28 protein-coding genes and 1 pseudogene are annotated in these 25157 nt (G+C 43.5%); 12 read left to right on the top strand and 17 right to left on the bottom strand.

Annotation, left to right across the window (positions count from 1 at the left end; all coding sequences use genetic code 11):
- Nucleotides 1–43 precede the first annotated feature (43 nt).
- Both CJF29_RS06495 and CJF29_RS06490 read left to right on the top strand, forming a co-directional pair.
- Nucleotides 44–1456, top strand: a complete 1413-nt coding sequence (locus CJF29_RS06495; RefSeq protein ID WP_074557905.1) for a GNAT family N-acetyltransferase — start codon at nt 44–46, stop codon at nt 1454–1456.
- Between the two features lie 21 nt (nt 1457–1477).
- Nucleotides 1478–2002: a hypothetical protein gene (locus CJF29_RS06490; RefSeq protein ID WP_099146118.1), complete on the top strand. Its 525-nt coding sequence runs from the start codon at nt 1478–1480 to the stop codon at nt 2000–2002.
- A gap of 71 nt (nt 2003–2073) precedes the next feature.
- On the opposite strand, the gene CJF29_RS06485 is transcribed toward CJF29_RS06490, so the two are convergent.
- The 3 genes from CJF29_RS06485 to CJF29_RS06475 form a co-directional block, all read right to left on the bottom strand.
- Nucleotides 2074–2751, bottom strand: a complete 678-nt coding sequence (locus tag CJF29_RS06485; protein WP_074637896.1) for a MarC family protein — start codon at nt 2749–2751, stop codon at nt 2074–2076.
- A 214-nt stretch (nt 2752–2965) separates the two neighbouring features.
- Nucleotides 2966–3430 carry a MaoC family dehydratase gene (locus CJF29_RS06480; RefSeq protein ID WP_004301986.1) on the bottom strand — a complete coding sequence of 155 codons (465 nt, stop codon included), beginning with the start codon at nt 3428–3430 and terminating at the stop codon, nt 2966–2968.
- Nucleotides 3431–3550: 120 nt separating this feature from the next.
- Nucleotides 3551–4078, bottom strand: a complete 528-nt coding sequence (locus tag CJF29_RS06475) for an SGNH/GDSL hydrolase family protein (RefSeq protein ID WP_099146117.1) — start codon at nt 4076–4078, stop codon at nt 3551–3553.
- Between the two features lie 75 nt (nt 4079–4153).
- On the opposite strand from CJF29_RS06475, the gene CJF29_RS06470 reads away from it, so the two are divergent.
- The gene (locus tag CJF29_RS06470) at nt 4154–5839 is read left to right on the top strand and encodes an RluA family pseudouridine synthase (RefSeq protein WP_074557899.1); all 1686 of its coding nucleotides are present in this window, start codon (nt 4154–4156) and stop codon (nt 5837–5839) included.
- On the opposite strand, the gene CJF29_RS06465 is transcribed toward CJF29_RS06470, so the two are convergent.
- From CJF29_RS06465 to CJF29_RS06455, 3 genes and pseudogenes are all read right to left on the bottom strand, one after another.
- Nucleotides 5836–7197: an MATE family efflux transporter gene (locus CJF29_RS06465; protein ID WP_099146116.1), complete on the bottom strand. Its 1362-nt coding sequence runs from the start codon at nt 7195–7197 to the stop codon at nt 5836–5838. The two genes, CJF29_RS06470 and CJF29_RS06465, sit on opposite strands and share 4 nt — an antisense overlap.
- Before the next feature lie 124 nt (nt 7198–7321).
- Nucleotides 7322–7528, bottom strand: a complete 207-nt coding sequence (locus CJF29_RS06460) for a hypothetical protein (protein WP_007750505.1) — start codon at nt 7526–7528, stop codon at nt 7322–7324.
- 78 nt (nt 7529–7606) lie between these two features.
- Nucleotides 7607–9112, bottom strand: a pseudogene (locus CJF29_RS06455) (TrkH family potassium uptake protein).
- A gap of 250 nt (nt 9113–9362) precedes the next feature.
- Here CJF29_RS06455 and CJF29_RS06450 point away from each other — a divergent pair.
- From CJF29_RS06450 to CJF29_RS06440, 3 genes are read left to right on the top strand one after another with little or no spacing between them, the layout of a single operon-like run.
- On the top strand, nt 9363–9662 hold the full coding sequence (locus CJF29_RS06450; RefSeq protein ID WP_004304816.1) for a nitrous oxide-stimulated promoter family protein: 300 nt from the start codon (nt 9363–9365) through the stop codon (nt 9660–9662).
- Between the two features lie 19 nt (nt 9663–9681).
- Nucleotides 9682–10407, top strand: a complete 726-nt coding sequence (locus tag CJF29_RS06445; RefSeq protein ID WP_099146115.1) for an SDR family NAD(P)-dependent oxidoreductase — start codon at nt 9682–9684, stop codon at nt 10405–10407.
- Between the two features lie 20 nt (nt 10408–10427).
- The gene (locus tag CJF29_RS06440) at nt 10428–10697 is read left to right on the top strand and encodes a zinc ribbon domain-containing protein (RefSeq protein ID WP_074557890.1); all 270 of its coding nucleotides are present in this window, start codon (nt 10428–10430) and stop codon (nt 10695–10697) included.
- A 56-nt stretch (nt 10698–10753) separates the two neighbouring features.
- On the opposite strand, the gene CJF29_RS06435 is transcribed toward CJF29_RS06440, so the two are convergent.
- The 4 genes from CJF29_RS06435 to CJF29_RS06420 form a co-directional block, all read right to left on the bottom strand.
- Nucleotides 10754–11038: a virulence protein gene (locus CJF29_RS06435; RefSeq protein WP_004301975.1), complete on the bottom strand. Its 285-nt coding sequence runs from the start codon at nt 11036–11038 to the stop codon at nt 10754–10756.
- On the bottom strand, nt 11026–11244 hold the full coding sequence (locus CJF29_RS06430) for a hypothetical protein (RefSeq protein ID WP_004301974.1): 219 nt from the start codon (nt 11242–11244) through the stop codon (nt 11026–11028). Before CJF29_RS06430 ends, CJF29_RS06435 begins: the two co-directional genes overlap by 13 nt.
- 58 nt (nt 11245–11302) lie before the next feature.
- Nucleotides 11303–11569 (bottom strand): GNAT family N-acetyltransferase, encoded by a 267-nt coding sequence (locus CJF29_RS06425; RefSeq protein WP_074557888.1) that lies wholly within the window; start codon nt 11567–11569, stop codon nt 11303–11305.
- Between the two features lie 81 nt (nt 11570–11650).
- The gene (locus CJF29_RS06420; protein ID WP_099146114.1) at nt 11651–12964 is read right to left on the bottom strand and encodes a TIGR01777 family oxidoreductase; all 1314 of its coding nucleotides are present in this window, start codon (nt 12962–12964) and stop codon (nt 11651–11653) included.
- Between the two features lie 130 nt (nt 12965–13094).
- On the opposite strand from CJF29_RS06420, the gene CJF29_RS06415 reads away from it, so the two are divergent.
- Nucleotides 13095–14075, top strand: a complete 981-nt coding sequence (locus CJF29_RS06415; RefSeq protein ID WP_074557884.1) for a lytic transglycosylase domain-containing protein — start codon at nt 13095–13097, stop codon at nt 14073–14075.
- 38 nt (nt 14076–14113) lie between these two features.
- Nucleotides 14114–14983 (top strand): ion transporter, encoded by an 870-nt coding sequence (locus tag CJF29_RS06410; protein WP_099146113.1) that lies wholly within the window; start codon nt 14114–14116, stop codon nt 14981–14983.
- A gap of 5 nt (nt 14984–14988) precedes the next feature.
- Here the strand turns inward: CJF29_RS06410 and CJF29_RS06405 are convergent, their stop codons facing one another.
- Nucleotides 14989–15357, bottom strand: a complete 369-nt coding sequence (locus CJF29_RS06405; RefSeq protein ID WP_004308273.1) for a DUF2809 domain-containing protein — start codon at nt 15355–15357, stop codon at nt 14989–14991.
- Between the two features lie 174 nt (nt 15358–15531).
- Here CJF29_RS06405 and CJF29_RS06400 point away from each other — a divergent pair, with 174 nt between their 5' ends.
- The gene (locus CJF29_RS06400; protein WP_099146112.1) at nt 15532–16200 is read left to right on the top strand and encodes an MgtC/SapB family protein; all 669 of its coding nucleotides are present in this window, start codon (nt 15532–15534) and stop codon (nt 16198–16200) included.
- 32 nt (nt 16201–16232) lie between these two features.
- Here the strand turns inward: CJF29_RS06400 and CJF29_RS06395 are convergent, their stop codons facing one another.
- The 6 genes from CJF29_RS06395 to CJF29_RS06370 all read right to left on the bottom strand — a co-directional run bounded on the left by CJF29_RS06395 (nt 16233) and on the right by CJF29_RS06370 (nt 22011).
- Nucleotides 16233–17006: a TIGR03915 family putative DNA repair protein gene (locus CJF29_RS06395; RefSeq protein WP_009000641.1), complete on the bottom strand. Its 774-nt coding sequence runs from the start codon at nt 17004–17006 to the stop codon at nt 16233–16235.
- A gap of 21 nt (nt 17007–17027) precedes the next feature.
- Nucleotides 17028–18296 (bottom strand): putative DNA modification/repair radical SAM protein, encoded by a 1269-nt coding sequence (locus CJF29_RS06390; RefSeq protein WP_004304808.1) that lies wholly within the window; start codon nt 18294–18296, stop codon nt 17028–17030.
- Nucleotides 18297–18560: 264 nt separating this feature from the next.
- On the bottom strand, nt 18561–20117 hold the full coding sequence (locus tag CJF29_RS06385) for an ATP-binding protein (RefSeq protein WP_074557880.1): 1557 nt from the start codon (nt 20115–20117) through the stop codon (nt 18561–18563).
- A 113-nt stretch (nt 20118–20230) separates the two neighbouring features.
- Nucleotides 20231–21307 carry a transposase gene (locus tag CJF29_RS06380; protein ID WP_002558306.1) on the bottom strand — a complete coding sequence of 359 codons (1077 nt, stop codon included), beginning with the start codon at nt 21305–21307 and terminating at the stop codon, nt 20231–20233.
- Nucleotides 21249–21659: a hypothetical protein gene (locus tag CJF29_RS06375; protein WP_002558307.1), complete on the bottom strand. Its 411-nt coding sequence runs from the start codon at nt 21657–21659 to the stop codon at nt 21249–21251. Before CJF29_RS06375 ends, CJF29_RS06380 begins: the two co-directional genes overlap by 59 nt.
- A gap of 175 nt (nt 21660–21834) precedes the next feature.
- Nucleotides 21835–22011 carry a histone H1 gene (locus CJF29_RS06370; protein ID WP_074557878.1) on the bottom strand — a complete coding sequence of 59 codons (177 nt, stop codon included), beginning with the start codon at nt 22009–22011 and terminating at the stop codon, nt 21835–21837.
- A gap of 147 nt (nt 22012–22158) precedes the next feature.
- Here CJF29_RS06370 and CJF29_RS06365 point away from each other — a divergent pair, with 147 nt between their 5' ends.
- From CJF29_RS06365 to CJF29_RS06355, 3 genes are all read left to right on the top strand, one after another.
- A complete protein-coding gene (locus CJF29_RS06365) occupies nt 22159–22806 on the top strand; it encodes a helix-turn-helix domain-containing protein (protein ID WP_004308278.1) in 648 nt (215 codons plus the stop codon).
- Nucleotides 22807–22839: 33 nt separating this feature from the next.
- Nucleotides 22840–24228, top strand: a complete 1389-nt coding sequence (locus CJF29_RS06360) for an alanine/glycine:cation symporter family protein (protein ID WP_004325091.1) — start codon at nt 22840–22842, stop codon at nt 24226–24228.
- Between the two features lie 111 nt (nt 24229–24339).
- Complete coding sequence (locus CJF29_RS06355; RefSeq protein WP_004301962.1) at nt 24340–24972, top strand: hypothetical protein; 633 nt, start codon at nt 24340–24342, stop codon at nt 24970–24972.
- The last annotated feature ends 185 nt before the right edge of the window (nt 24973–25157 follow it).

Below are 25157 nucleotides of genomic sequence, written 5' to 3'. Positions count from 1 at the left end.
TGAAGATTGAAACAAAGTAATAGAAATTAGAAAATTCATTTATATGAAACTACATCATATCGCTATCTGGACTTTTCGTCTGGAAGAACTAAAAGAGTTCTATGTCCGCTTCTTCGGAGGAAAAAGCAATGAAAAATATATCAATCCCAAGAAAGGATTCGAGTCCTATTTTATCTCCTTTGGAGAGGGAACAGACTTGGAACTGATGAGCCGTACAGATGTACAGAACACTCCCATTGAAGAAAACAGAGTTGGACTGACACACTTTGCTTTCACCTTCCCCAGCCAGGAAGAAGTATTACGCTTCACCGAACAAATGCGTTCGGAAGGATATACCATTGCCGGCGAACCGCGTACTTCGGGAGACGGATACTTTGAAAGTGTAGTCCTCGATCCTGACGGAAACCGGATTGAGTGCGTATATCGGAAAACTGCAAACGAATCGAAAAACAAAGCAAGACAGGAAACTGAAATAGAAAGTATTCCCCCTGTGACGCTCCATACAGAACGTTTATTTCTCCGCCCTTTCGAAGAAAGAGATGCAGAAACATTTTTCGCTTGCTGCCAGAACCCGAATCTGGGAAACAATGCCGGATGGCCGCCCCATCGTACATTGGATGAATCCCGCCGGATACTTCATTCCACATTTATCGACCAGGAGGGGATATGGGCAGTGATACTAAAAGATACAAAACAGCTAATCGGTTCCGTAGGAATTATCCCCGACCCTAAACGCGAAAATCCGCAAGTGAGAATGTTGGGTTACTGGCTCGACGAATCTCATTGGGGCAAAGGGTACATGACCGAAGCAGTGCAGGGTGTCCTCAACTATGGCTTTGAAGAATTGCGGCTTAGCCTCATCACAGCGACCTGTTATCCGCACAATAAACGTTCGCAGAAAGTACTGAAAAAGAACGGTTTCATCTATGAAGGTACACTTCATCAGGCAGAACTGACTTACAACGGAAACATCTACGACCACCAGTGCTACTACCTGCCCGGCATCTCCCAACCTACTCCGGAAGACTATGATGAAATCCTCCATGTATGGGAAATGTCCGTTCGCCACACGCATGATTTCCTGACGGAAGAGCATATCCAATTTTATAAACCACTGGTGCGGAAGCATTATCTACCCGCTGTTGAACTTTTTGTTATCCGGAATGCCAACGGAAAGATGGCCGCCTTCATGGGATTGAGCGACGAACTGATCGAAATGTTATTCGTACACCCCGACGAACAAGGAAAAGGATATGGCAAACGATTAATGGAATATGCAAGAGACAAAAAACATATGGATAAGGTGGACGTAAACGAGCAGAATGAAAAAGCACTCCAGTTCTATCTCCATTTGGGATTCCAAGTCATCGGCAGAGATGAAACGGACAGCATGGGCAAACCTTTCCCCATTCTCCATTTGCAACTGCCGGAAGCTGATTCCGCTAATAGAGATTAATTTCCCAAAAACGAAAGCTACATGAACCTACGTGCAAGATTATCCGAACGAGTACACATTGAAGATATCAGAGAGGTACTCCACTTTATACAGGATGATGAACGGCTTAGAGAAGAAATCTACCAACTGATATTCGATGAAGACGCTATCGTCTCCTATCAGGCATTGTGGGTATGTACTCATTTCTCAAAGGCAGATGTAGCATGGTTGAGCCGGAAACAAGAAGAATTGATTGACGCTGCCATGACCTGCCCACACTCGGGAAAACGGAGAATGATCCTGAACCTGATATGCCAGCAACCTGCCGCCGACCCGCCACGAGTGGATTTCCTCGATTTCTGCATGGAACGCATGATATCACGTGAAGAACCAGCCGGTGTGCAATCTCTCTGCATGAAACTGGCTTATCAACTGACGCGCTCCATCCCGGAACTGCAACAGGAACTACGCACAATACTGGAAATCATGGAGCCCGACTTACTGGTTCCTGCCATCCGCTCTGTACGAAGAAACACCCTAAAGGCTATGAAAGCAAAGAAAAATTGATTGTTTTTATCACTTTCATTTCAATAAGTACAAATACGTATTTAGCTGTCAAATAAGAATATACCTATCAATCAGAGTATATTCAGATGGAATATTTGAGATATACCCGTCACTGAAATCTGAATACCGATACAGAAAGTAAAAAAGGCTACGAGCTTATTAATGATTTGATTTCCCACCGGTCCCAACCTCTGAATAAACCTCTGCCCTTGTGAAAGGAATACATAAAAGATGGCCGCCATACAAATAATAACAAGCGCAATGACTAAATAATTAATCCCAGTTTGCAACAATTTGCCTTTAACACTGGCAGACGCCATCAAAGTAAAGATAACCGATATACTGCCCGGTCCGATACTGATAGGAAACGTGATGGGATAAAAAATCTTCTGTTCGATATTCTTCCATCTGAAACCATCCACATTCTGGCTGGCCTCTTCTCCTTTATCAGTAGAACCCGAATCGCCCAACAACTCCATTGCCGTCTTACAGATCAGTATTCCGCCTCCCAACTGAATAACGGGAATAGCCAAACCGAAAATCAATAGAAACAGATGCCCTATCACCAACGTCCCTACACCAATCATTATAAAATTGAACGTCAGTTTCTGAATAGCCGCTTTCCGTTGTTGAGGATCGAGGTCTGTAAAAAATCCATTGACAACAAAACCGTTTCCCAGAGGATTTATCACCGGAAAAAGCGCCATAAACGATGACGAAAATATGATGAGAAGATTACTTAATGACATAATTCCTGTTTTTTGATACTTCATTAATATCTGATACTTATCTAAAACAGAAATGGAACGTTATTGTTTTGAGAATATGTTTTTGCGGACAGAAAAAATAGTGACGGTATCCGCTTGTGATAGTGACGGTATCGTTGTTATATACCGTCACTATCCTTATCGGATACCGTCACTATCACAAGTAGATAGAATCTGTGTCTTTTTCAGCTTATTATTAATTGAAATAATAAAGGAATACAGCAATTCCTTCCAGCGCCTTCTTTGGTTGGTCTTTTATTTCGATAGCAAACTTAATTTCTGCTTTTGCCACACCACGCAGATTGGTCAATGAGTGCAAAGTAGTCACCAGACGCACACTCTGTCCTGACAATACAGCCTGACCGAATTTCATCTTATCCATACCGTAGTTAATCATCATCTTCAGGTTATTTACCTGGATAATCTGATTCCACAGATAAGGAAGCATAGACAATGTCAGGTAGCCATGAGCAATCGTGCTATGATAAGGGCTATCTACTTTCGCACGTTCCGTATCTACATGAATCCATTGATGATCCAGCGTTGCATCAGCAAAAAGATTAATACGTTCCTGCGAGAGTTCCACATAATCGGAAACACCTATCTGTTGGCCTACTAGTTTTTCGAATTCTTCATACGAATTGATAATTACTTTTTCCATAAGTCTTATCGTTTTTATGGGGGTTATTTACTATTAAATTGGGGACAAAAATAGGAAAAATAAACTGATATGCCACCAAATTTATAAATAAAAGCAAGGAATGAAGTATTTAGGTATGTTTTACAAACTGGAAGCCTGTTTCAGTGCTTCTGTCAGAATACTGTACCCCTTACCATTCAAATGTAAATCGTCGAGAGTCAACTCCGGATTCAGCCTGCCATCCTGCAATAAACGATTGAATACGTCCAGATAGACAATATCTGTTCCCTGCAATTTTTCGTGTATCTTCCGGTTAAGGATCTGGATAAATTTATTCACAGCCGTACTGTAATCATCATAATCATTACGCGGAAAAATACAGAAAAGATATGTTTTCAGTGAAGGGACGGCAAGAACCGCTTTTACATAACGCTCTACATATTCATCTATATTTTCATCGTTCAACTGATAAATATCATTGGTTCCGAATTGAACGACGACCTGGCAATCGGAAGTGTCTACCGCAAAAGACTCCACATAGGCCAGCCCTTCACCGGGAGCACCATAGTTCAGACATTCCCATGAAGGAAAGTAGACATCCAATGCCCAAAATGCCATGTGACTGTTGCCAAGAAAGGCAAATTTAGGTTTCTCTCCCATTCTATTCATGTTACTTCATTCAATAATTCACGGATTTACTTTACTTTTGCAAAGGTAATCACATTCATTCATATATATAAACCGATGATACATTTTTTCAAGCAACCCATTTCTCACCTTGCGTTACCGGATAAATTCACTTATCCTTTCCACTATACGCCTCATCCATTGTGCGTGTTGGCAGCGGAAGAAGTGAAAAAACATATCGCGAGCCGGAAGGAATGGCAAGAAGAATTAGCTTTCGGAAAAATGTTCGGGGTACTGATTGTACAAAAAGAAAATAAACAAGAGACTACAAAAAAAGAAGCAGTCTATGAAATTGGCTATCTCGCTGCTTTCTCCGGCAATCTGGCAGGAAAGAATCTGCATCCTTATTTTGTCCCTCCTGTCTACGACTTATTGCAACCGGAAGGATTCTTCAAAATTGAAGAAGAACAAATATCTTCCATCAATATCCGTATTCGTGAATTAGAAAACAATCGTTCTTATCTCGATTTAAAAGAAAAGTGGAAGACGGAAACAGAACAGGCTAAAGCTATTTTGAATCAGGCTAAAGCAGAACTCAAAGCAGCAAAGGAGGCGAGAGAGATTCGCCGCCAATCCCCCTCTACCCTTTCCGAAGAGGAACAAGCCTCCCTGATCCGGGAAAGCCAATACCAGAAAGCGGAATACAAACGACTGGAAAAAGAATGGAAGAAACGATTGGAAGAACTCGAAACGGAAACGAGACACTTCGAGACTGAAATAGAACAACTGAAAACCGAACGGAAAGAACGTTCGGCAGCCTTGCAAAGAAAGTTGTTCGAGCAGTTCCGGATGCTGAATGCCAGAGGAGAAGTGAAAGACCTATACACAATCTTCGAGCAGACAGTTCAGAAAGTTCCTCCTGCCGGTGCGGGTGAATGTGCTTTGCCTAAGTTGTTGCAATATGCATATCTTCATCAATTAAAGCCATTGGCTATGGCTGAATTCTGGTGGGGCGACTCTCCTAAAAACGAAATCCGGCATCATGGATATTATTATCCTTCCTGCAAGGGAAAATGTGAACCTATTTTGCATCACATGTTGCAAGGATTGGAAGTAGACGAGAATCCGTTGCTGAACTCCATCCATGAGGATGAAGAACTGGAAATCGTATATGAAGATGAATGGTTAGTGGTAGTCAATAAGCCGGCAGGAATGTTGTCCGTTCCGGGAAAGGAGGAGGACAGAGATTCAGTCTATCATCGCCTGAAAAAGAAGTATCCCGATGCTACCGGACCTATGATTGTACATCGCCTTGATATGGCGACTTCCGGATTATTGCTCGTAGCTAAAACGAAAGAGGTACATCAACATTTGCAGGCACAATTTGCAAGCAGAAGTATCAAGAAACGCTATGTAGCCGTGTTGGATGGGGTAACAGCAACAGTAGAGAAGACAGCACTGCCGCCCGGAAGAACAGGAAGAATCGAACTCCCTCTCTGTTTGAATCCCCTTGATCGTCCCCGGCAAATCGTCAGTAGAGAACACGGGAAAGAAGCGATTACAGAATACCGCATCATCAGTGAATCAGAAAAACAAATCCGTATTGCTTTCTATCCGTTGACCGGACGGACACACCAATTACGGGTACACGCCGCCCATCCGGAGGGATTGGGTTGCCCCATTCTTGGGGATGAACTTTACGGAAAGAAAGCGGACAGACTATACCTCCACGCCGAATATATAGAGTTCCGTCATCCCATCAGCGGAAAGATTCTACGCATACAGAAAGAGGCCGACTTCTAAACAGTAACCGTACTTGTGAAAACCTGCTTCTTCAACCTGCGATAAACGTAGATAAATGCCGGTACGAGGAACAAATCTGCCGCTATCCAAGCCATCGGATCACCGTAGCAGACAGCAATAAAACCGAATGCAGGCACAGCGTAAATGCTGACAAGGATACGCGCAATCATCTCCGCCACTCCCGAAAACATGGCTAGATTGGTATATCCCACTCCCTGAATCGTGTAGCGCAGGATACACAACAATCCAAGCATCGGGAAGAACATACAGGAGATATGCAGGAATAACTCGGTATCCAACAGTATTTCCGTTTCCGACGGATCTACAAAGATCAATGCAAAATATTTGGCTCCCACCATCAGAAGAACGAATGTAAATGCCGCATAAACGATCATCATCAAAGCACTCGCCTTAATTCCCAACCAGACACGCTCCGGTTTTCCTGCCCCATAATTCTGTCCGCTATACGTAGCCATCGCAATTCCCAGACTCTCGAACGTGCAGATAAAGAACATCTTGATGCGCATAGCAGACGTAAAAGCTGCCACACACGCTGTTCCCAATGCATTATTCGCACTCTGAAGCATGATGCTGCCGATAGCCGTGATAGAAAACTGCAATCCCATAGGCACACCAATGTAAAGCAGCGTCTTAGCCAGTTTCGACTGGAACCGGCGTTCTTTCGGAGTACCTTGCAATATTTCAAACTTCCGGTACATATAAATGTAGCAGAGAACAGCCGACAATCCTTGCGAAAAGACAGTAGCAATAGCAGCTCCCGCCACTCCCCAGTCAAGTACCAGAATACAGAACAAGTCGAGAATGATATTCAGAACAGCAGCAAACAGCAGAAACCAGAAAGGCGTCTTACTGTCTCCCAACGCACGGATAATGCTCGAAAGAAGATTATAGAAGAAAGTACACGGCACACCAATAAACGTGACAAGCAAATAAGCATACGCCCCTTCGAAAATATTCTCCGGCGTACGCATGATCCGAAGAATATCCTCACATAAAATACAGGTGAGAAGAGCAATCACCACAGACATTCCCGCAGCCAGTTTCAGACTGACGGCCACATAACTGCGCATCGTACTGTAATCCCGCGCCCCAAACTTCTGCGCAACGGGTATTCCGAAACCTCCGCAACATCCATTGCAGAACCCGAGAATAAGAAACACCACCGATGTGCTGGCTCCAACAGAAGCTAACGCGTTAATTCCTAAAAACTTTCCTACAATTGCAGCATCAACAAGCGAATACGTTTGTTGCAACAGATTGCCGAGTAAAAGCGGCAGCGTAAACTTTAAAATGAGAGGTAATGCCGGCCCTGCCGTCATTTCTTTAGAAGTTGCCATACGTCTATGTTCTAAAATCGGATGCAAAGATACGGAAAATTCAATGAATTAGTTCTTGATTTGCGTTCCTCTTTTAGTTGACATAAAGCAAAAAAATCAGAATGAGAGCATGAATGCCCCCGGTCTATCGTTTCACCAACCGCTTAGGTGAACCATGCCACGAGCATCCCAGGCAGAAGACTTCTGTCAAATCGAACCCCTCCATCGAATCTTCCGGATATTTGGGAACGACTTCACCATCTTCGAGCACATAAACCAGCAGCCTGTCACCCTGTTCATTCTTCACATACATAGCTGCAATCTTGCATTGCGGACACAATAACTTTTTCATGCTGCAAAGATACAGATTGTTTCCGTCAACCACAAACCCTTCCAACGATGTTTCAGAAGTCCGTTCATGATTTACAGTTTATCTATTCTTCCAGAATCCCGGATAAAACAACAGGAGTACACTAAACAATTCCAGACGTCCCACCAGCATCAGAAAAGAAAGTATCCACTTTGCCAGATCAGGTAAAGAATTCCACGAATATGCAGGCCCGCAAGTCCCTAATCCCGGACCGACATTGCCTATACTCGAAATAACCGTACTGACGGACTCGGAAAAGCCAACTCCCAAAAACAAAAGAGCCGTCCACCCAATCTGGATCAGAACCAGATAAAAAGCAAAGAAAATCAATACGGTAGTTACGATAGAAGAAGACACCGTCTGCTTATTGATACGTACGGGAAGCACGGCATTCGGGTGGAGCAGATGTTTGAACTCATTCCGGATGGCACGCGCCACAATCAGCAACCGCATATTCTTGATACCTCCACTGGTAGAACCCGTACACCCTCCCGAAAGCATCGCAATAAACAACAGTAACCACGTGAAAGGAGGCCACATATTATAATCATCCGTAGCAAAACCGCAGGAAGTATGCACCGTAGACACCTGGAATAATGCTTTCCGGAAAGCCAGTTCCTAGTCATAATGATTTTGAAAGACGAGCGCCAACGTGATAAGAAAAGTCAAGATACCCACTGACGCCAAAAACCAGTGTAACTCTTCATCTTTGAATAAACGACCGACTTTTCCTTTCAAACACATCAGAAACAAAGAGAAGTTGATACTGGAAACAATCATAAAGATAGCCACCACATATTCTATATACGGAGAATTCCAGTAAGATATACTGTTCTGCTTGGTAGAATATCCGCCCGTAGCAGTAGTGGCAAACGACTGGCAAATGGCATCAAACAAGCTCATGCCCCCAAACATCAATAAGACAGTTTCCGAAACTGTCAATACCAGATAAATTGTCCACAACCACTTGGCCATGACATTGATTTTCGGATGGGTACGGTCGTGCGTCACTCCCGTAGATTCAGCAGAGAAGAGTTGCACTCCTCCCGTGGTAAAGATAGGAAGAATGGCAATCGTGAAAAACACAATCCCCAAACCACCGATCCACTGCGTCAGGCTTCGCCAGAAAAGCATACCGTGGGAAAGGGATTCAATATCATCGAGAATAGTAGCTCCTGTAGTGGTAAACCCGGACATGGTTTCGAAAAAGGCATTGGTTATCGTATCAATGCTTCCGCTAAAATAAAAAGGAAGCATGCCGAAAAAGGTAAAAAACACCCATGAAAGAGTGACCACACAATATCCGTCTCTCCGGCTCATCTTATTTTCCGCTCCCCGTCCGTAGAGCAGTAACAATCCGCCTACCACAGCATTGATGATACAGGTGTAAAGAAAGTATTTATAATCACTTTCCCCGTAACCAGCCGACACTCCGGCACAAAGTAAGAACATCCCCAATTCGATAAATAGCAACATACCCAGCACGCGCCCTATCATCTTCCGGTTAATCATGCTATTATTCTTACTCCGAATATACAGACTGTTATCTGAAATGTACTCTTCCATAACTCATGAATCATTTTGTATGTTCCCCACATAGCCAAGAGTATGCCAAAATGAAAGGGACTCTGATAATTCGCTTATAATCAATGCAATATTTTTTTCATTTTGAAAAAGTAATCTCTAAATACCCTACCAAAATGAAAGAGTGCTTTTCAAAATAGAAAAAAGAAGAAGGTGTATTTTAACAGAATACGCCTGCATTTCTGCATAATCTTCGCTATCTTTGTCACTCCAAAGTGTAAAAAAGAAAGAGATGAAAGCATCACGCATTGCGCACGAAAAGAAAACGGTAGAGTTGATGATCCGCCTCTATTGCCGGAAAAAAGAAAAAAATACAATTCTTTGTGCCGACTGTGAAGAGTTGCTCCGCTATGCCCACGCACGTCTCGACCATTGTCCGTTTGGAGAGAAGAAGAGTGCATGCAAGGAATGCACCGTACATTGTTACAAACCCGTCATGCGCGAACGAATGCGACAGGTGATGCGTTTCTCCGGACCGAGGATGTTGCTTTATGCACCCTGGCAGGCCATACGACATTTATTGAACCTATAACTTACTAAAAAAATCAGTAATGAAAAAAGCCATTATCATTGGCGCTACCTCCGGCATCGGACAAGAAGTTGCAAAATGTCTGTTACTGGATGGATGGCAAATCGGAGTAGCCGGCAGACGGCAATCTGCTCTCGAAAACCTACAACGGGCAGCACCGGATCAGATTCAAATTCAAACGTTGGACGTAACCCAGGAAGATGCAGGCGAGAAATTGAATATGCTCATCGACAAGGTGGGCGGCATGGATTTGTTTCTTCTTAGCTCGGGCATCGGTTTCCAGAACACGAATCTGAACATGGAGGTGGAGCTGAACACAGCATACACCAATGTAGATGGATTTATCCGCATGGTGGATACCGCTTTCATCTATTTCAGGAAAAGCGGAGGCGGTCACCTGGCAGTCATCAGCTCCATCGCGGGAACGAAAGGACTTGGAGTGGCTCCTGCCTACTCTGCCACCAAACGTTTCCAGAACACTTACATAGATGCTCTCGAACAGCTTTCATATTTACAAAAACTGAATATCCGTTTTACTGATATCCGTCCCGGATTTGTTGCCACCGATTTGCTGAATGACGGAAAACATTATCCGATGTTGATGGACGCAGCCAAAGTGGGACGCCACATTGCCTGGTCACTGGAGCGGAAACAACGGATAGTGGTGATCGACTGGCGCTACCGGATACTGGTCTTTTTCTGGAAAATGATTCCCCGCTGGATGTGGAAACGATTGCCTGTAACATAAACTTATAATCTAACTGAAAAATGGAACAAAAATTTTGTCAAAGTTGCGGTATGCCGATAGACGACTCAACTTTTGGAAAAGAAGCAAATGGTAGCAAGAACGAAGATTATTGCCACTATTGCTATGCGGACGGACATTTCACGAAAGAGTGCACCATGGACGAGATGATCGAACATAATCTAAATTTTCTTAACGAGTTCAATAAAGATTCGAAAGTAAAATACACGGTGGAGGAAGCACGGAAAGCGATGAAAGAGTACTTTCCACAGTTGAAGAGGTGGAAACAGTAATTGAGAAATAAAAAGAGCTTTCAGGCATGAATACATATTCAGGCCTGAAAGCTTATCTACTTATTTTCTTTTATAAAATCCGTAAAGTTCGACCAGTCTTCTACACGAAACGCACGGAGATCACGAACTGACGCCTGAAACCAAGGAATACGTTTCAATGCATCAATTGCACGAAAAAGATTTGCCATATCAGTTTTCTCTGTTAGATATACACTACCCTGCGTATTATAAAACTCATACTGACGCAACACTTTATTTATTTCAAAATAGGCATTGTTATAAGGCTCTCCATAATTGGCACGTAGGTCTGTAATGACCATATCAAAGGCTATTGCATACATACATTATCCTCATTTACAGGAATAAAATATTTCTGCTCACCAAAGAAAATACGGTTAAATTTATCACGAATCGCTATAACTAAGCCTTTGAACGGATTATGTTCAATATCAATTACTGTACCCTCTATCCATTCATCGAGTCCCGTTAACCTAGGATCCACTTTTACCTTTTCACCTTCTTTTATCATAACACTATTTTTCTTCATTGATTTCCAATTACAAAGATAATATTATTTCCTTTTCCGACGAATCAAAAGCGAGTATTTAACCATTTATTTCCAGGTGTCTTTCCAACCACTTCACTGCATAAGAGCACGTTGCTTTCGGTTTCATCCCGTTGGCCAATGCGTAGCCGTAAGCAGCTTTCACCAGTGCAGCAGCTATTCCGCGGCCTTCTACCGGACGGGGTACAATTGTGTGGATAATATCAAGAGAATCACCTATCAGGCGATATTCTACAAAGGCGGTGCGACCGTCTACTTCTGTCTTGAACAATTTTTGTTCGGGCTGATGAATAATTTCGTAATCCATAATTTCTGTTACTTTAAAGTTGGCTTATTGTTCGTTGAGTACTCTTGCAAAATAATCTTGGGTTATTAGCAGGGATTGGGATTAGAGTTGGTCAATCCACTTCAACTGACTCGTATCATATCCACGGCGTTCGGCAACGGTGACGAGTTTCTTCTTGATTGCTTCCGGCAGTTGAGGTGTACGGCTTAGTATCCAGAGATATTTATCGGTACTACTACCTACCAAAGCATAGTTATAATTCTCTTCATCCAGCTCCAAGACGTAATAGTCAGAATAGAAGCTAAGGAAGAAAGACACTTTCAGTTTACCCGGCTGTGCGGGATCGGGTATCTTGGCGTGTCCGTTGGCAGTCTTGCAGATGTCGTAAGGAGAATTACGTTTGCATCCCCGGTTCTCTACACGAATCATGCCGTCGGGACGAAGCGTGTAAGTAGCCGTGACGTCTACAAGTCCATGTTCAAAACGGTTCTCGTAACGGGCTATTTCATACCAGAGTCCCATATACCGGTGCAGGTCGAGAGAGGTAACCGTACTGTGATCCGTACCTCTGAAAAGACGTTCGACATTGGAAATGGAGAAATGAAATCCCGCTTCCGTCAGACGCGTAGGGCGGACTCTCTGACCGGCAGTCAGGAAAGAGGCAGCTTCACCATATAAGATTCGGAAAACTTTTTGAGGAACCACAATCGTTGTCCATGCCTGATAAGCCTTTCCCATCGCATGGGTAAAAGCATTTTGCGAGATCTGTTGCGGGGCAACCAAGTTATATACACCACGTGTTTCTTCGTGAGTGATAAAGAATTCCATTGCACGACAAAGGTCGTGTATCGATATCCATGGAAAAGCTTGCGTACCGGGACCGATGGCGGTGGCTATCTTTGTGGCCTGTAAAGGACGAAGCATCTGCTGCATCGCTCCCCCATCCGGAGAAAGCACTACGCCGAAGCGTGTAATAACGAGCCTGGTAGGTTCGGGACAGTGTCTCGCTTCCTTTTCCCACGCATAGCAAAGATCGGACAGAAAGCCTTCTCCACGGGTACGGGTATATTCGTCCACCTCCGCTTCCGAAGGATAATAGCCTACGGCGGAAGCCGAAATCATCAGTTTCGGTTTCGTCTTGACTGCGTTCAAAGCGCGGATAATACGATTGGTTACGACAATACGACTATTGAAAAGCTCCTGTTTATATTCCGGTGTCCAACGCTTATTAATAGGTGCACCTGCCAGATTGATGACAACATCGCAATGGGTCAATGTCTGAATCAAATAACCGGACATACCTTCGCGAAACATCGACCTTCCCAGAGGAATGATCCGGTGTCCGCCCTTTTCTGTGAGATAATTAGAAAGATGTTTACCGATATATCCGGTAGCTCCGGTCATTGCTATATTCATCTTGATTCATTGTTTATTTAACTCTATTAGAAAAACGTATAAAATGCAAGAAAAGTTCTTTGAAAAAGGCAAAATGAGGTTATCTTTGCAAGATAGACGTAAACATTGAAGCATCCAAAAAGGTTATAAAATGAAAAGACGAATGAAAATCAACTATATTCTTACACTTATATTAGTATTTTGCATCGGTGCTTCCATCCCTGTATTGACAGGCAGCAGCCAAGTGAACGAACAACATTCCGCTAAATCGGAAGTGCCGTATTGCGTTACTCCGCCTACCGTTCCCACACAAGTCACCTTCGACGGGGAAACGATTGATCTCCGGTGCTACGACCGCCGCGAACGGATGGACCGCGAGATGATGGCCTTCACCTATATGCATTCCACCACCATGCTATTGATAAAGCGTGCCAACCGTTACTTCCCCATCGTGGAACCGATACTGAAAGCAAACGGCATTCCCGATGACTTCAAATACCTGATGGTCATCGAAAGCAACCTGAACAACATTGCACGCTCTCCGGCAGGAGCAGCGGGTCTGTGGCAATTTATGCCTGCCACCGGACGGGAATTCGGGCTGGAAGTGAACGATAACGTAGACGAACGCTACCATATTGAAAAAGCAACCGTTGCCGCCTGCAAATACTTCAAACAAGCGTATGCCAAATATGGCGACTGGATGGCTGTCTCCGCCGCCTATAACGCCGGACAGGGACGTATCTCCTCCCAACTTGAAAAGCAGTTGGCAAGTCATGCCATGGACTTATGGCTGGTAGAGGAAACTTCCCGCTACATGTTCCGTCTGCTGGCAGCCAAAGAGATATTCAACAACCCGCAACGTTACGGATTCCTCTTGAAACGGGAACATCTGTATCCGCCTATTCCTTATAAAGAGGTAACCGTCAACACTTCTATCGACGATCTGAACGACTACGCAAAATCACAGGGAATCACCTATGCCCAACTCCGTGATGCCAACCCCTGGCTGCGCGACACTTCATTGAAGAACAAGACCGGAAAGACATACATTCTCTATATTCCTACACAAGAGGGAATGTATTACAACCCGCAAAAGACCGTTGCCTACAATAAACAGTGGGTCATCGACTAAAAAGGCTTTTTCTTTAATTCCGGCCAAACACTATTGATATGAAACTGAAAGAAAGAATCCATCGTTTTTTGCATGACGAGAAACTGAAACGAAAGTTATACGTCATCATCTTCGAATCGGACACCCCTGCCGGGAAATTGTTCGACGTGATTCTTATCGGCTGTATTCTGGTCAGCGTATTGCTCGTTATCATCGAAAGCCTGAAAGGACTTCCCACCTATCTGACGACTCCGTTCGTCATTATGGAGTTCCTTTTCACCGGCTTTTTTACTTTCGAATATCTGACGAGGATTTACTGTTCACCCCGTCCCCGGAAATACATATTCAGCTTTTTCGGTATCGTAGACCTATTGGCCACGCTGCCTCTTTACATCGGTCTGCTTTTTCCGGGCGCCCGCTATCTACTCATCATCCGCGCCTTCCGCCTGATACGTGTGTTCCGCGTCTTCAAGCTTTTCAACTTTCTGAATGAGGGGGAACGGCTGCTCACTGCCTTGCGTGAAAGTAGTAAGAAGATTGCAGTGTTCTTCTTGTTTGTCGTCATTCTGGTGACTTCCATCGGAACGCTAATGTATATGATTGAAGGAACGCAACCCAACTCCCAGTTCAACAATATCCCGAACAGCATCTATTGGGCTATCGTCACCATGACTACCGTAGGTTATGGAGATATTACTCCCGCCACCGGCCTCGGAAAATTCCTTTCCGCCTGTGTCATGCTAATCGGTTACACGATTATCGCCGTACCCACAGGTATCGTATCTGCCTCCATGATGAAAGAGTATAAACGCAGGAGAGACAAAGAATGTCCCAACTGCCATCGCTCCGGACACGAAGATAATGCAGAGTTTTGCAAATATTGCGGCCACAGCCTGGACCCATCCGAAACCAAAGCGGAAGAGAAATAAGTCCTCTATGATCTACGCCGGACGAAATGCTCGAATAAGACAATGAAAACGCATCCCACAGCATAGCAGGCAATATCTCCCCAATCGAACGTAGAACCCAGCACAATTCGGGCTACACGGTTCGTAACGCCCAATGTTTCCACCAGCTGGAAGTATTGCAAGACTTCTACAAAACAGGCAAAAAGAAAGACATAAAACGGCATCCGCGGAATCCCCGTCGGCAGAAAGATACGTACAAAGCTATATACCAGCACTACCACCAACATATCTCCGACATAAGGTCGTATGAAACGGTCGCGCACATACAAAGCTATCAACACCTCCATACAGAAGATCACCAGAAAGCTGATTATATAAAAAATTCTTTTCTTCATTATTTGCTCGGTCGCGGGATTAAACATTTATTTGAATCTGCGAATATACGATAAAATGAATTGGATACGTTCAAATATTACTAAATGATTGATACAAAAAGGGGAAATAATTGTATATTTATGGTCCTAAGCATTTTTCCACAAACAATAAAAAACAGAAAGGAGATTGAACACATGATGTTGAATATGGATTTTGTAATCCGTTTATTGGTCGCCGGAATACTGGGAACCATCATTGGACTGGATCGTGAATACCGTGCCAAAGAAGCCGGATACCGCACTCATTTTCTCGTGTCGCTAGGTAGTGCTTTGATTATGATTGTTTCCCAATACGGATTTCAGGAAATTATAAAAGAAAGTAGTGTCACACTCGATCCCAGTCGGGTGGCGGCACAGGTTGTCAGCGGTATCGGATTTATCGGTGCAGGAACCATCATCTTTCAAAAACAGATTGTACGCGGATTGACTACCGCCGCAGGAATCTGGGCAACAGCAGGTATCGGCTTGGCGGTAGGTGCAGGAATGTACACCATCGGTATTGCCGCCACGATATTGACCCTCGTCGGACTGGAACTACTTAGCTATCTATTTAAAAGCATCGGAATGAAAAGCTCAATGGTTTCTTTCTCAACTCCCAACAAAGACATACTGAAACAGATAGCGGACAGATTCAACTCTAAAGACTACCTGATAGTCTCTTACGAGATGGAAACGCTACACACGGGCGAAACAGAATCTTATCAGGTTACCATGGTTATCAAGTCGAAACGAAATAATGATGAAGGGCATCTGCTTTCGCTGATACAGGAATTTCCGGATGTAACGGTGCAGCGAATTGAATAGTCAGACTTTCGCTCCTCTCCCAAAATGGAAATCTACTTCTGCTTTTCCGTCAGATACTTCCAATAACGTACAGGCATATCCTGCCTGTGCTTTCTCGGATTCATGCGTTCTTTGATACAAATGGCCTTGAAATATGTCTTCCAAAGTTGTTGGAAAAGCTTCTCATCCTTGTCCATCAGGCTTTCGTCCAGCATCCCCGTAATCAAATGGGATTCACGGCTGTCATCATCAAACGAGATAGTCGTCACCTCCTGCAAATCATAATAAAATCCGTAACGGCGTTTCATGTCGTAAATAATCCACTTCTGATCGGCAAAACGATCTTTGAAATGGTGAACGGTCAGCGGGAGCGCATTATACTGCGGTTCGAAAGCGGCAAAGAATGTACCGTCGGCAGCTTTCTGAAAACGGACAAACTGCATCAGGTGCACACGTTCGCCATCCACTTTTTTCCATATTTGCGCTAATTGCAAAACGTCCGGATCACCAAAATTGGTTTCAATAGAGCGGGGGGCATCGATTGCTTTACGGATATATCGAAAAATAAGTATTCCTATTTCCGGAAGTTCCGACAGCCAACTTTGCGTGAGGCAACCCAAAGCAGAAGAGGAAACTTTCTTCTGCAATCCCCGCCACACACGCCCGGCCTTTTCTTCATCGGTCACTACCGTATGCAGCTCATCACAAAATAAAGGCAAAGCATCTCCTTCCGACAACAAAGCATCGGGAAAAGTCTTGCGGAAATAGGCGTCGAACACAGCCGTCAGCAGCCCATCAAAGGTTTTATCGTAAATATAAACATTCATAAAAAACACCAAGCATATTTACTATTCGCCAAAATCAAGCAACAGCTGACGTTCATCCACTTTCTTTTTCGGTTTCGGCAACAATAAGCTGCGCACCCGTTGCGGAGAAAGTTCGTTCACTGTCTGCATCTGGAGAGGCAGTTCTTTGCAAGTGATGAAATATTGCGCTTTCTTCATCACCACTCCTATCTTCTTCAGTTCATAAAATCCCAGCCGCGAAAAACGACGGGAAGCAACAATCAGTTTCGCCGACTTCACCCCTACTCCCGGCACACGGAGCAACATTTCGTAGTCTGCCTTATTGATGTCGACAGGAAACTGTTCGGGATGGCGCAAAGCCCACGAAAGTTTCGGGTCTATTTCGAGATCGAGATCCGGATAAGAATCATCCACAATTTCATCTACCTTGAATTGATAAAAACGCAATAACCAGTCAGCCTGATAGAGCCGGTTTTCACGTACCAGAGGCGGCTGTTTCAATGCCGGAAGACGCTTATCATACGTATTTACGGAAACGTAGCCCGAGTAATAGACACGTTTCATGGTGGGGCGCCCGTAAAGTGCCGACGAAAGAAAAAGAATATCTTTATCCGATTCGGAGGTAGCTCCCACAATCACCTGGGTACTTTGTCCCGCAGGTGCGAAACGCGGTGCGTGGCGAAACTTCTGCCGTTCTTCTTTACTCTCCAACACGCCTTGTTGAATGTATTTCATCGGAGCAAATACGCTTTTATGGTCTTTTTCCGGTGCAAGCAGTTTCAAATTTTCTTCTTTGGGAATTTCAACGTTGACGCTAAGACGATCGGCATACAATCCGGCTTCATTCACTAATTCGCGACTGGCTCCGGGAATACTCTTGAGATGGATATAACCGTTAAAACGGTACACTTGCCGCAAATCTTTGGCTACACGCACAAGTCTCTCCATTGTATAGTCCGGATTACGGACCACTCCGGAGCTAAGAAACAGCCCTTCGATATAGTTACGACGGTAGAATTCCATCGTCAACTCCACCAATTCCGAAACGGAAAAGGTAGCGCGGGGAAGATCGTTGCTACGACGGTTGACGCAATAGGCACAATCGTAAATGCAATAATTGGTAAGCATGATTTTCAATAGCGAGATACATCGACCGTCCTCGGCAAAACTGTGGCATATCCCCCATCCTCCCACAGTGTTTCCCAGCGTTCCCGGCTTATTGGAACGCACCGTACCACTGGAGGAACAGGAAACATCGTACTTGGCAGATTCTGCAAGTATCTTCAGTTTAGCTAAGACGTTTTCGTTCATCATTCCCGATCTTGATTCTTTTCGCAAATATACGATTTAATTTGAGATGCGTATAGAAGAAAAAAAGTTTAGCAAATATATAAATACAAAATTAGTCAATTTTGAAGAAATAAAAAGCTACGCTTATATTCTTATTAACTAAGCAATAGAAAAGATAAGATGTTTACGAACAGGAAAGCAGACAACTCTGGAAAATAAAAAAAGCGATTCATTCAAACGAACCGCTTTTCATGCTATAAATAATTATTTCATTCTATATTAATATTACTCTGCTTCTACCATCCATTTCTCTATATTTCGTGTTGCTGAAGTAAAGTTCACTCCGATTTTAAATAGTTTACGTTCATCGTGTTCAAATGGCAATGCATAATGTTTTTCATTAATTTGCTGCAACGCTTCTTCTGCCGTGCCATTCAACTTAAATTCCATAACATAAATGAATTTATCTGTTTGCAAGATTAGGTCAACACGTCCTTCACTCGTATGATATTCAGCCTTGACATAAAATCCGACTAACTTGAACACTATAAAAAGAACATTTTGATAATGCAACTCTAAGTCACGAACCAACTCATAGGGAGTATCAGCAAAGAAACTTTGCAAGCGACGGAAAAATGACTCATAATCTCCGGAACGTACTTCATGAACAAACTTTTGTATTTCAAACGAAGATTCCACTGCACTAGTATTAGCATAGAAAGGAAGCAGAAATTTAATAAATCCCTGTTCTACTTCACGATTAGGAAATCCCAAACGATAATTACCAAATTCAGGATCATATCCTTTTATAGTAAGATAACCACTTTGATATATCACAGGGATTGGATTGTCGGAAGTTGAATCAATGCTATTTAAAACCTCGGCAGTCGTCTCTTCATGAGCCATGCGATGAAGATCATAATGATGTTTTTTCAACAGTTCCACCAAATAAGTAGGCGTACCCGTCTCGAACCAATAACTACTGAATTCCTGATATTTAAATGCATTCAAAAGGCTGAACGGATTGTATATACCAATAGAATTATGAGTGAAATGATAGCCATCATAGCACGCACGCAGTTCATTGCAAACGTCATCATACGATACCCCTCGAATTTCCGCCAATTCATGCAACTCACTCTCCAGATTATCATGAAGTTCTTGTTCGGTGACACCGCAAATATCTACATAGATCTGACGCATCGATATGTCATCCAGATTATTCAAATCACTAAACACACTGACTTTACCGAATTTAGTAACCCCTGTCAGCATAGCAAACTTTATGTAACCGTCCATAGACTTCATTACACCATAGAAAGCCTTCAATGTATTCCGGTACTCTTCTTGCAACTCATCCCTACCGATTGCTTGCAGCATCGGCTTATCATACTCATCCACAAGAATCACAACACGCTCTCCCGTTTTCTCTGCTGCCATACGGATCAGGGTAACAAAGCGGTCGTCTATCGTTTCATCTTTCGAACATGAACCATATTGCGCTTCATATACAAGCAACTGCCGGTCTACAAGACGAATTAAATCATCTACTGTATCGAATTTCTTTGCATTCAAGTCTAAATGAATGACGGGGTATTTTATCCAATCTTTCTCCAGCTTTCCCATTGCCAACCCTTCGAAAAGTTCTTTCTTTCCTGAAAAATAAGATTCGAGAGTAGAAAGTAGCAAGCTCTTACCAAAACGGCGCGGACGGCTAAGAAAATAATATCCACCTGTTTTTACCATTTGGTAAATCAGCGCAGTCTTATCAATATAGAAATAACCGTCGTTACGGATTTTCTCAAAGTTCTGTATGCCGATAGGATAAATCTTATTACTCATATATTCATATATTTGGGATTGCTACATACAAAGATACACCTTTCTACTTAAATAATTGCCACTATCCATACTAAAACAATTAAAAGTCATGGGGCACTTGCAAAAACCTGTGTTTAGCCAAATATCTTTGAGAGTCTGAATAAGAAGAACTTTACATCTATAACCCCATGTAGTTGTGCTCGAAACTGCTTGATCTTTGAATTAAGAGATTCAGCAGACGCATTGGTAGACCGATTGATGAAGTAGTTGAGAATCTCTCCCTGCCGTTCATAGATGGTTGCTGCAACAGTGTTGAAGTTTTCGTCTCCGAACTCTCCGACTTTTGCATACCATTGGGCGAGGCTTTTCTTCCCGCTTTCCCTTGTGGCGTTTTTGTTATTGAAAATCATGCGCAAAGAGTGCGAGATTGAATATGCGGTCTTCATATCAGGATAGAGTTCAAACAGCAGTCTTGCACGGATTTTCTGAGTCGCTGTCCATTTATCTGCCGATGTCATCAGCAAATAGCGTGAGCGCGTCAGGAGTTCACAGACGGTATCTCCGTTTGACAGCCTCACAGGCTCGTACTTCTCATTCTTGCGGTTAGGCTTCCGTCCTTGTTTTCCTTTCCGTTTGCCTCCATTCTTCTCAAGACGTCTCTTTCGTGCCTCGGCATTCTTCTTGTTACGGAGCTTGTGCTGCTCGCGCGCTTCCACTTCGGTACGTTGGGCCTCGCGCCTGTGCCTGATACGCACTTGCTGCATGGCATCGTAGCAGTCCTTCTGGACATGGAAGCGGTCGATGGTTATCGTGGCATACGGGAAGCACTGCTTTACTATGGAATGCATGCTCTCGGAGAAGTCCATCGTTACCTCCAGCACCTTAGCCCTCTCGTACCAAAGGATGCGCATCAACGCCTTTACGACATCCTCGACCTTTGTCCCCTTGATAATGGCCACGATAGCTCCCTTGCCGCCATGGGCAGCCTTGTTGGAGATTATTGTATAAAGTTCACCGTCAGAGAGCGCTGTCTCGTCAATGCTCAGTTGTGGCCCTATGTTCTTATAGAAGACAAGCCAGTCCTCCGCATGTGACAATTCTTTCCAGGTGCGGTAACCGCTGAGGAAATCCTTGTAGGCACGTTCGAACTCGTCAGCCTTGATGTGATACGGTTTCTGGAGTGATCTGGCTGTAATCGGGGATGTATCCAAGGAATTCTTTTAAAAAAGCGGCAAACTCCTTAGTGTGCCGTGTTCCTTTTGCTGTCAACTCCCAATCTCTGCTATACGTCCTGCCCAAACCGTCCTTCCAACGGCGACGGCATACGTGCAGAACGGTACGGTGCTCGTTGAGAGGAAAGTGGTTGATGCATGATTCCGGGTAGAAACCGTTGGGAGACAGCTCTGTGTGACCATCCGGCTGAAGGTTCTTCTCGTGAAGATACAGATGGAGAATCTTCTCCACGCCACGTTCTTCTTCCTTAACATCGGTAAGGTCAAAATATTCGTTGAACTCCGAAGGGAGTATGTAGCTTAATAGCTTTACTAATGGATTCTCTGACATTGCTATATGATTGCAAAACAAAGGTACTACAAAGATTTTTTATAGCAAAAAATAACAAACGAAAACACAGGTTTTTACACGTGCCCCAAAGTCATTCCGCATTAAAACAGAAAGAGGGCATATCGCTTACGATATGCCCTCTCTTTTTTCTGATATCTTAGTAGTCTTCTAACTATTATTTCTTAGAAGCTTCCAAAGATGCTTTACGGAATTCTTTCATTGCTTTTTCGATTTCCAAAGAAGCCTTACGAGCACGAGTTCCTGCTGCTTTGTTACCGTTTTCGATCTGTGCGTTAGCATCTTTTGAGAAGTCAGCATAAAGAGCTGCTACCTTTGCTACCAATTCTTTCATAATCCTTTTATTTTTTTCGTTAATAATGTGCCGCAAAAATACACTGTTTCCCGAAATAAAAGCATAAAATCAATATTTTTTTTGAAATAATCTTCGAAAAATATCTAAAAAAGGGGCTTTTTACCTTTTTTACCTACCTTTGTAGCCATGAAACTGCTTACAGATACCGATTATATACATGCACTGATTGCTGAAGGAGAGCACCAGCAACAGGACTTTAAATTCGAAATTTCCGACGCACGCAAAATAGCCAAAACACTCTCGGCCTTTGCCAACACGGACGGAGGACGATTACTTATTGGCGTTAAAGACAATGGTAAAATTGCAGGAGTACGCTCCGAAGAAGAAAAATATATGATTGAAGCCGCCGCACAACTTTATTGCGTGCCGGAAGTGGAATATTCTCTGCAAACATACATAGTGGAAGGACGGCAAGTGTTAGTGGCAACCATCGAAGAGACTCCACATAAACCGGTTTACGCCAAGGACGAAACCGGAAAGCCCCTAGCCTATCTCCGCATCAAGGACGAAAATATTCTGGCAACTCCCATACATCTCCGTGTATGGCAACAGAGCGATAGCCCCCGTGGAGAACTCATCCGCTACACCGAACGTGAACAGCTCCTGCTCGATCAACTGGAGCACGGAACTTTACTCTCACTCAACCGTTACTGTCGACAAACCGGACTTTCACGACGTGCCGCTGAACATCTGCTCGCCAAATTTGTTCGTTATGATATTGTGGAACCTGTATTCGAAAATCATAAATTTTACTTCCGAATAAAAGACGAATAACCACAAACAATGCTTTATACTTAATACTTAACTATGACTTTTATCAACGAGATTAATGACATACTTTGGACGTATATTCTAATTATTATGTTATTAGGATGTGCTGTCTGGTTCAGCATACGGACACGCTTTGTACAATTTCGCATGATCCGGGAAATGATCGTGCTATTAAGCGAATCCGCCGGCAAAGGAAAACAGGGAGAGAAACATGTATCTTCTTTTCAGGCATTCGCTATTTCTATCGCCAGTCGTGTGGGTACGGGGAATCTTGCGGGAGTGGCTACTGCCATTGCCATCGGAGGTCCCGGGGCTATTTTCTGGATGTGGGTCATCGCACTGTTAGGGGCTTCGAGTGCTTTCATAGAGTCTACTTTGGGACAATTATACAAAATACGCGGAAAGGATTCGTTCATCGGAGGACCTGCTTATTATATGAAGAAAGGGTTGAAACAACCGTGGATGGGAATGCTTTTTGCCGTATTAATAAGCATTACTTTCGGGTTTGCTTTCAATTCTGTACAGAGTAATACGATCTGTGCTGCGGCAGAGCATGCTTTTGGGTTCAATCATATTATATTGGGAGGTGTGCTGACTTTGCTGACATTGCTTATCATCTTTGGAGGTATTCAACGCATTGCCCGCGTCAGCAGTATTATCGTGCCTGTTATGGCTTTGGGATATGTAGGGCTGGCACTGGTTATTGTTGCACTCAATATCACTCATTTACCGGGTGTTATCGCACTGATTGTCAGCCATGCTTTCGGTTGGGAGCAGGCATTGGCAGGAGGAGTTGGTATGGCATTAATGCAGGGCATCAAGAGAGGACTTTTCAGCAATGAGGCCGGTATGGGTTCGGCCCCGAATGCGGCTGCCACGGCTCATGTCAGCCATCCCGTAAAACAAGGGTTGATACAGACTTTGGCGGTATTTACAGATACATTATTGATATGTACCTGTACGGCTTTTATCATCCTCTTTAGTGGGGCTCCTCTGGATGGTTCGGCTAATGGAGTGCAGCTGACTCAACAGGCGTTGACAAACGAAATAGGTTCTTCGGGCAGTATCTTCGTTGCCGTAGCTCTTTTCTTTTTTGCTTTCAGCAGTATTCTGGGGAATTATTATTATGGTGAGGCTAATATCCGTTTTATCACTCACCGGAAATGGGTACTTCATGGTTACAGGATATTGGTGGGTGGTATGGTACTCTTCGGTTCACTTGCCACATTGGATATGGTATGGAGCCTGGCAGATGTCACGATGGCGTTAATGGCTATCTGTAATCTGATCGCTATCCTTTTCCTCGGAAAATATGCTATCCGTCTGCTAAATGATTACCGCGCGCAAAAGAAAGCTGGCATCCAAAGCCCTGTTTTTAAGAAAGAGACAATGCCGGACATCGAAAAGGACTTGGAATGTTGGTGAAAACCAACTGTTTTTGTACCTTTGCACGCAAATTGACAGATGGTAGTTATGTTATATACCTTCCACACGCTCAAATAGTAAATTGTAAATAATAAAATTGTAGAGATAACAATGGGCTTATTTGGTTTATTCAAGAAAAAATCCGATGAAACGAAAGTCGGCAATGTAGAAGATTTCATATCACTGACACGGGTGTATTTCCAGTCAGTTATCGCCACAAACCTCGGTATCACTAATATCCGCTTCTTGCCGGACGTAGCTAACTTCAAACGTTTGTTTAAAGTTCCTACTCAAAACGGTAAACTGGGATTGGCCGAAAAATCTGCTGCGCGCAAAATGCTGATGCAGGATTATGGGTTGAACGAGAACTTCTTTAAGGAAATCGACTCTTCCGTGAAACGTAACTGCCGCACTCAAAATGATATTCAATCTTATTTGTTCATGTATCAGGGATTTTCCAATGATCTGATGATGTTGATGGGAAATCTGATGCAGTGGAAGTTTCGTATGCCGTCGATCTTTAAGAAGGCTTTGTATGGTATGACACAGAAAACGGTACACGATGTTTGTACCAAGACAGTGTGGAAGGCTGATGATGTGCATAAAACGGCTGCGACTGTTCGCCAGTACAAAGAGCGTTTGGGATACTCTGAACAGTGGATGACGGATTATGTGTATAATATTGTTCTTCTTGCCAAGAAGGAGCCGAAACGGAAGAATGACGACACGGAAACGAAAAAATAAGTCGCTTTAAATGTTAGAAAATCGTAAAGATTAATAGGATAGAAAAAGCGGGGGTTTTGTACCTCCGCTTTTTTTGTTATCTTTATGTACTTTTTTCTTTTGTCTTGATACAAAAGAAAAGTACCAAAAAGAAAAAATCAAGGCTGCGCCTGCCCGGCTACTTGACGCCATGCAGACCAGGCCAG

Source organism: Bacteroides celer (assembly GCF_002632415.2).
In the GTDB taxonomy this organism is placed as follows: Bacteria; Bacteroidota; Bacteroidia; order Bacteroidales; family Bacteroidaceae; genus Bacteroides.
This window is presented reverse-complemented; position numbering and strand designations above follow the sequence as displayed.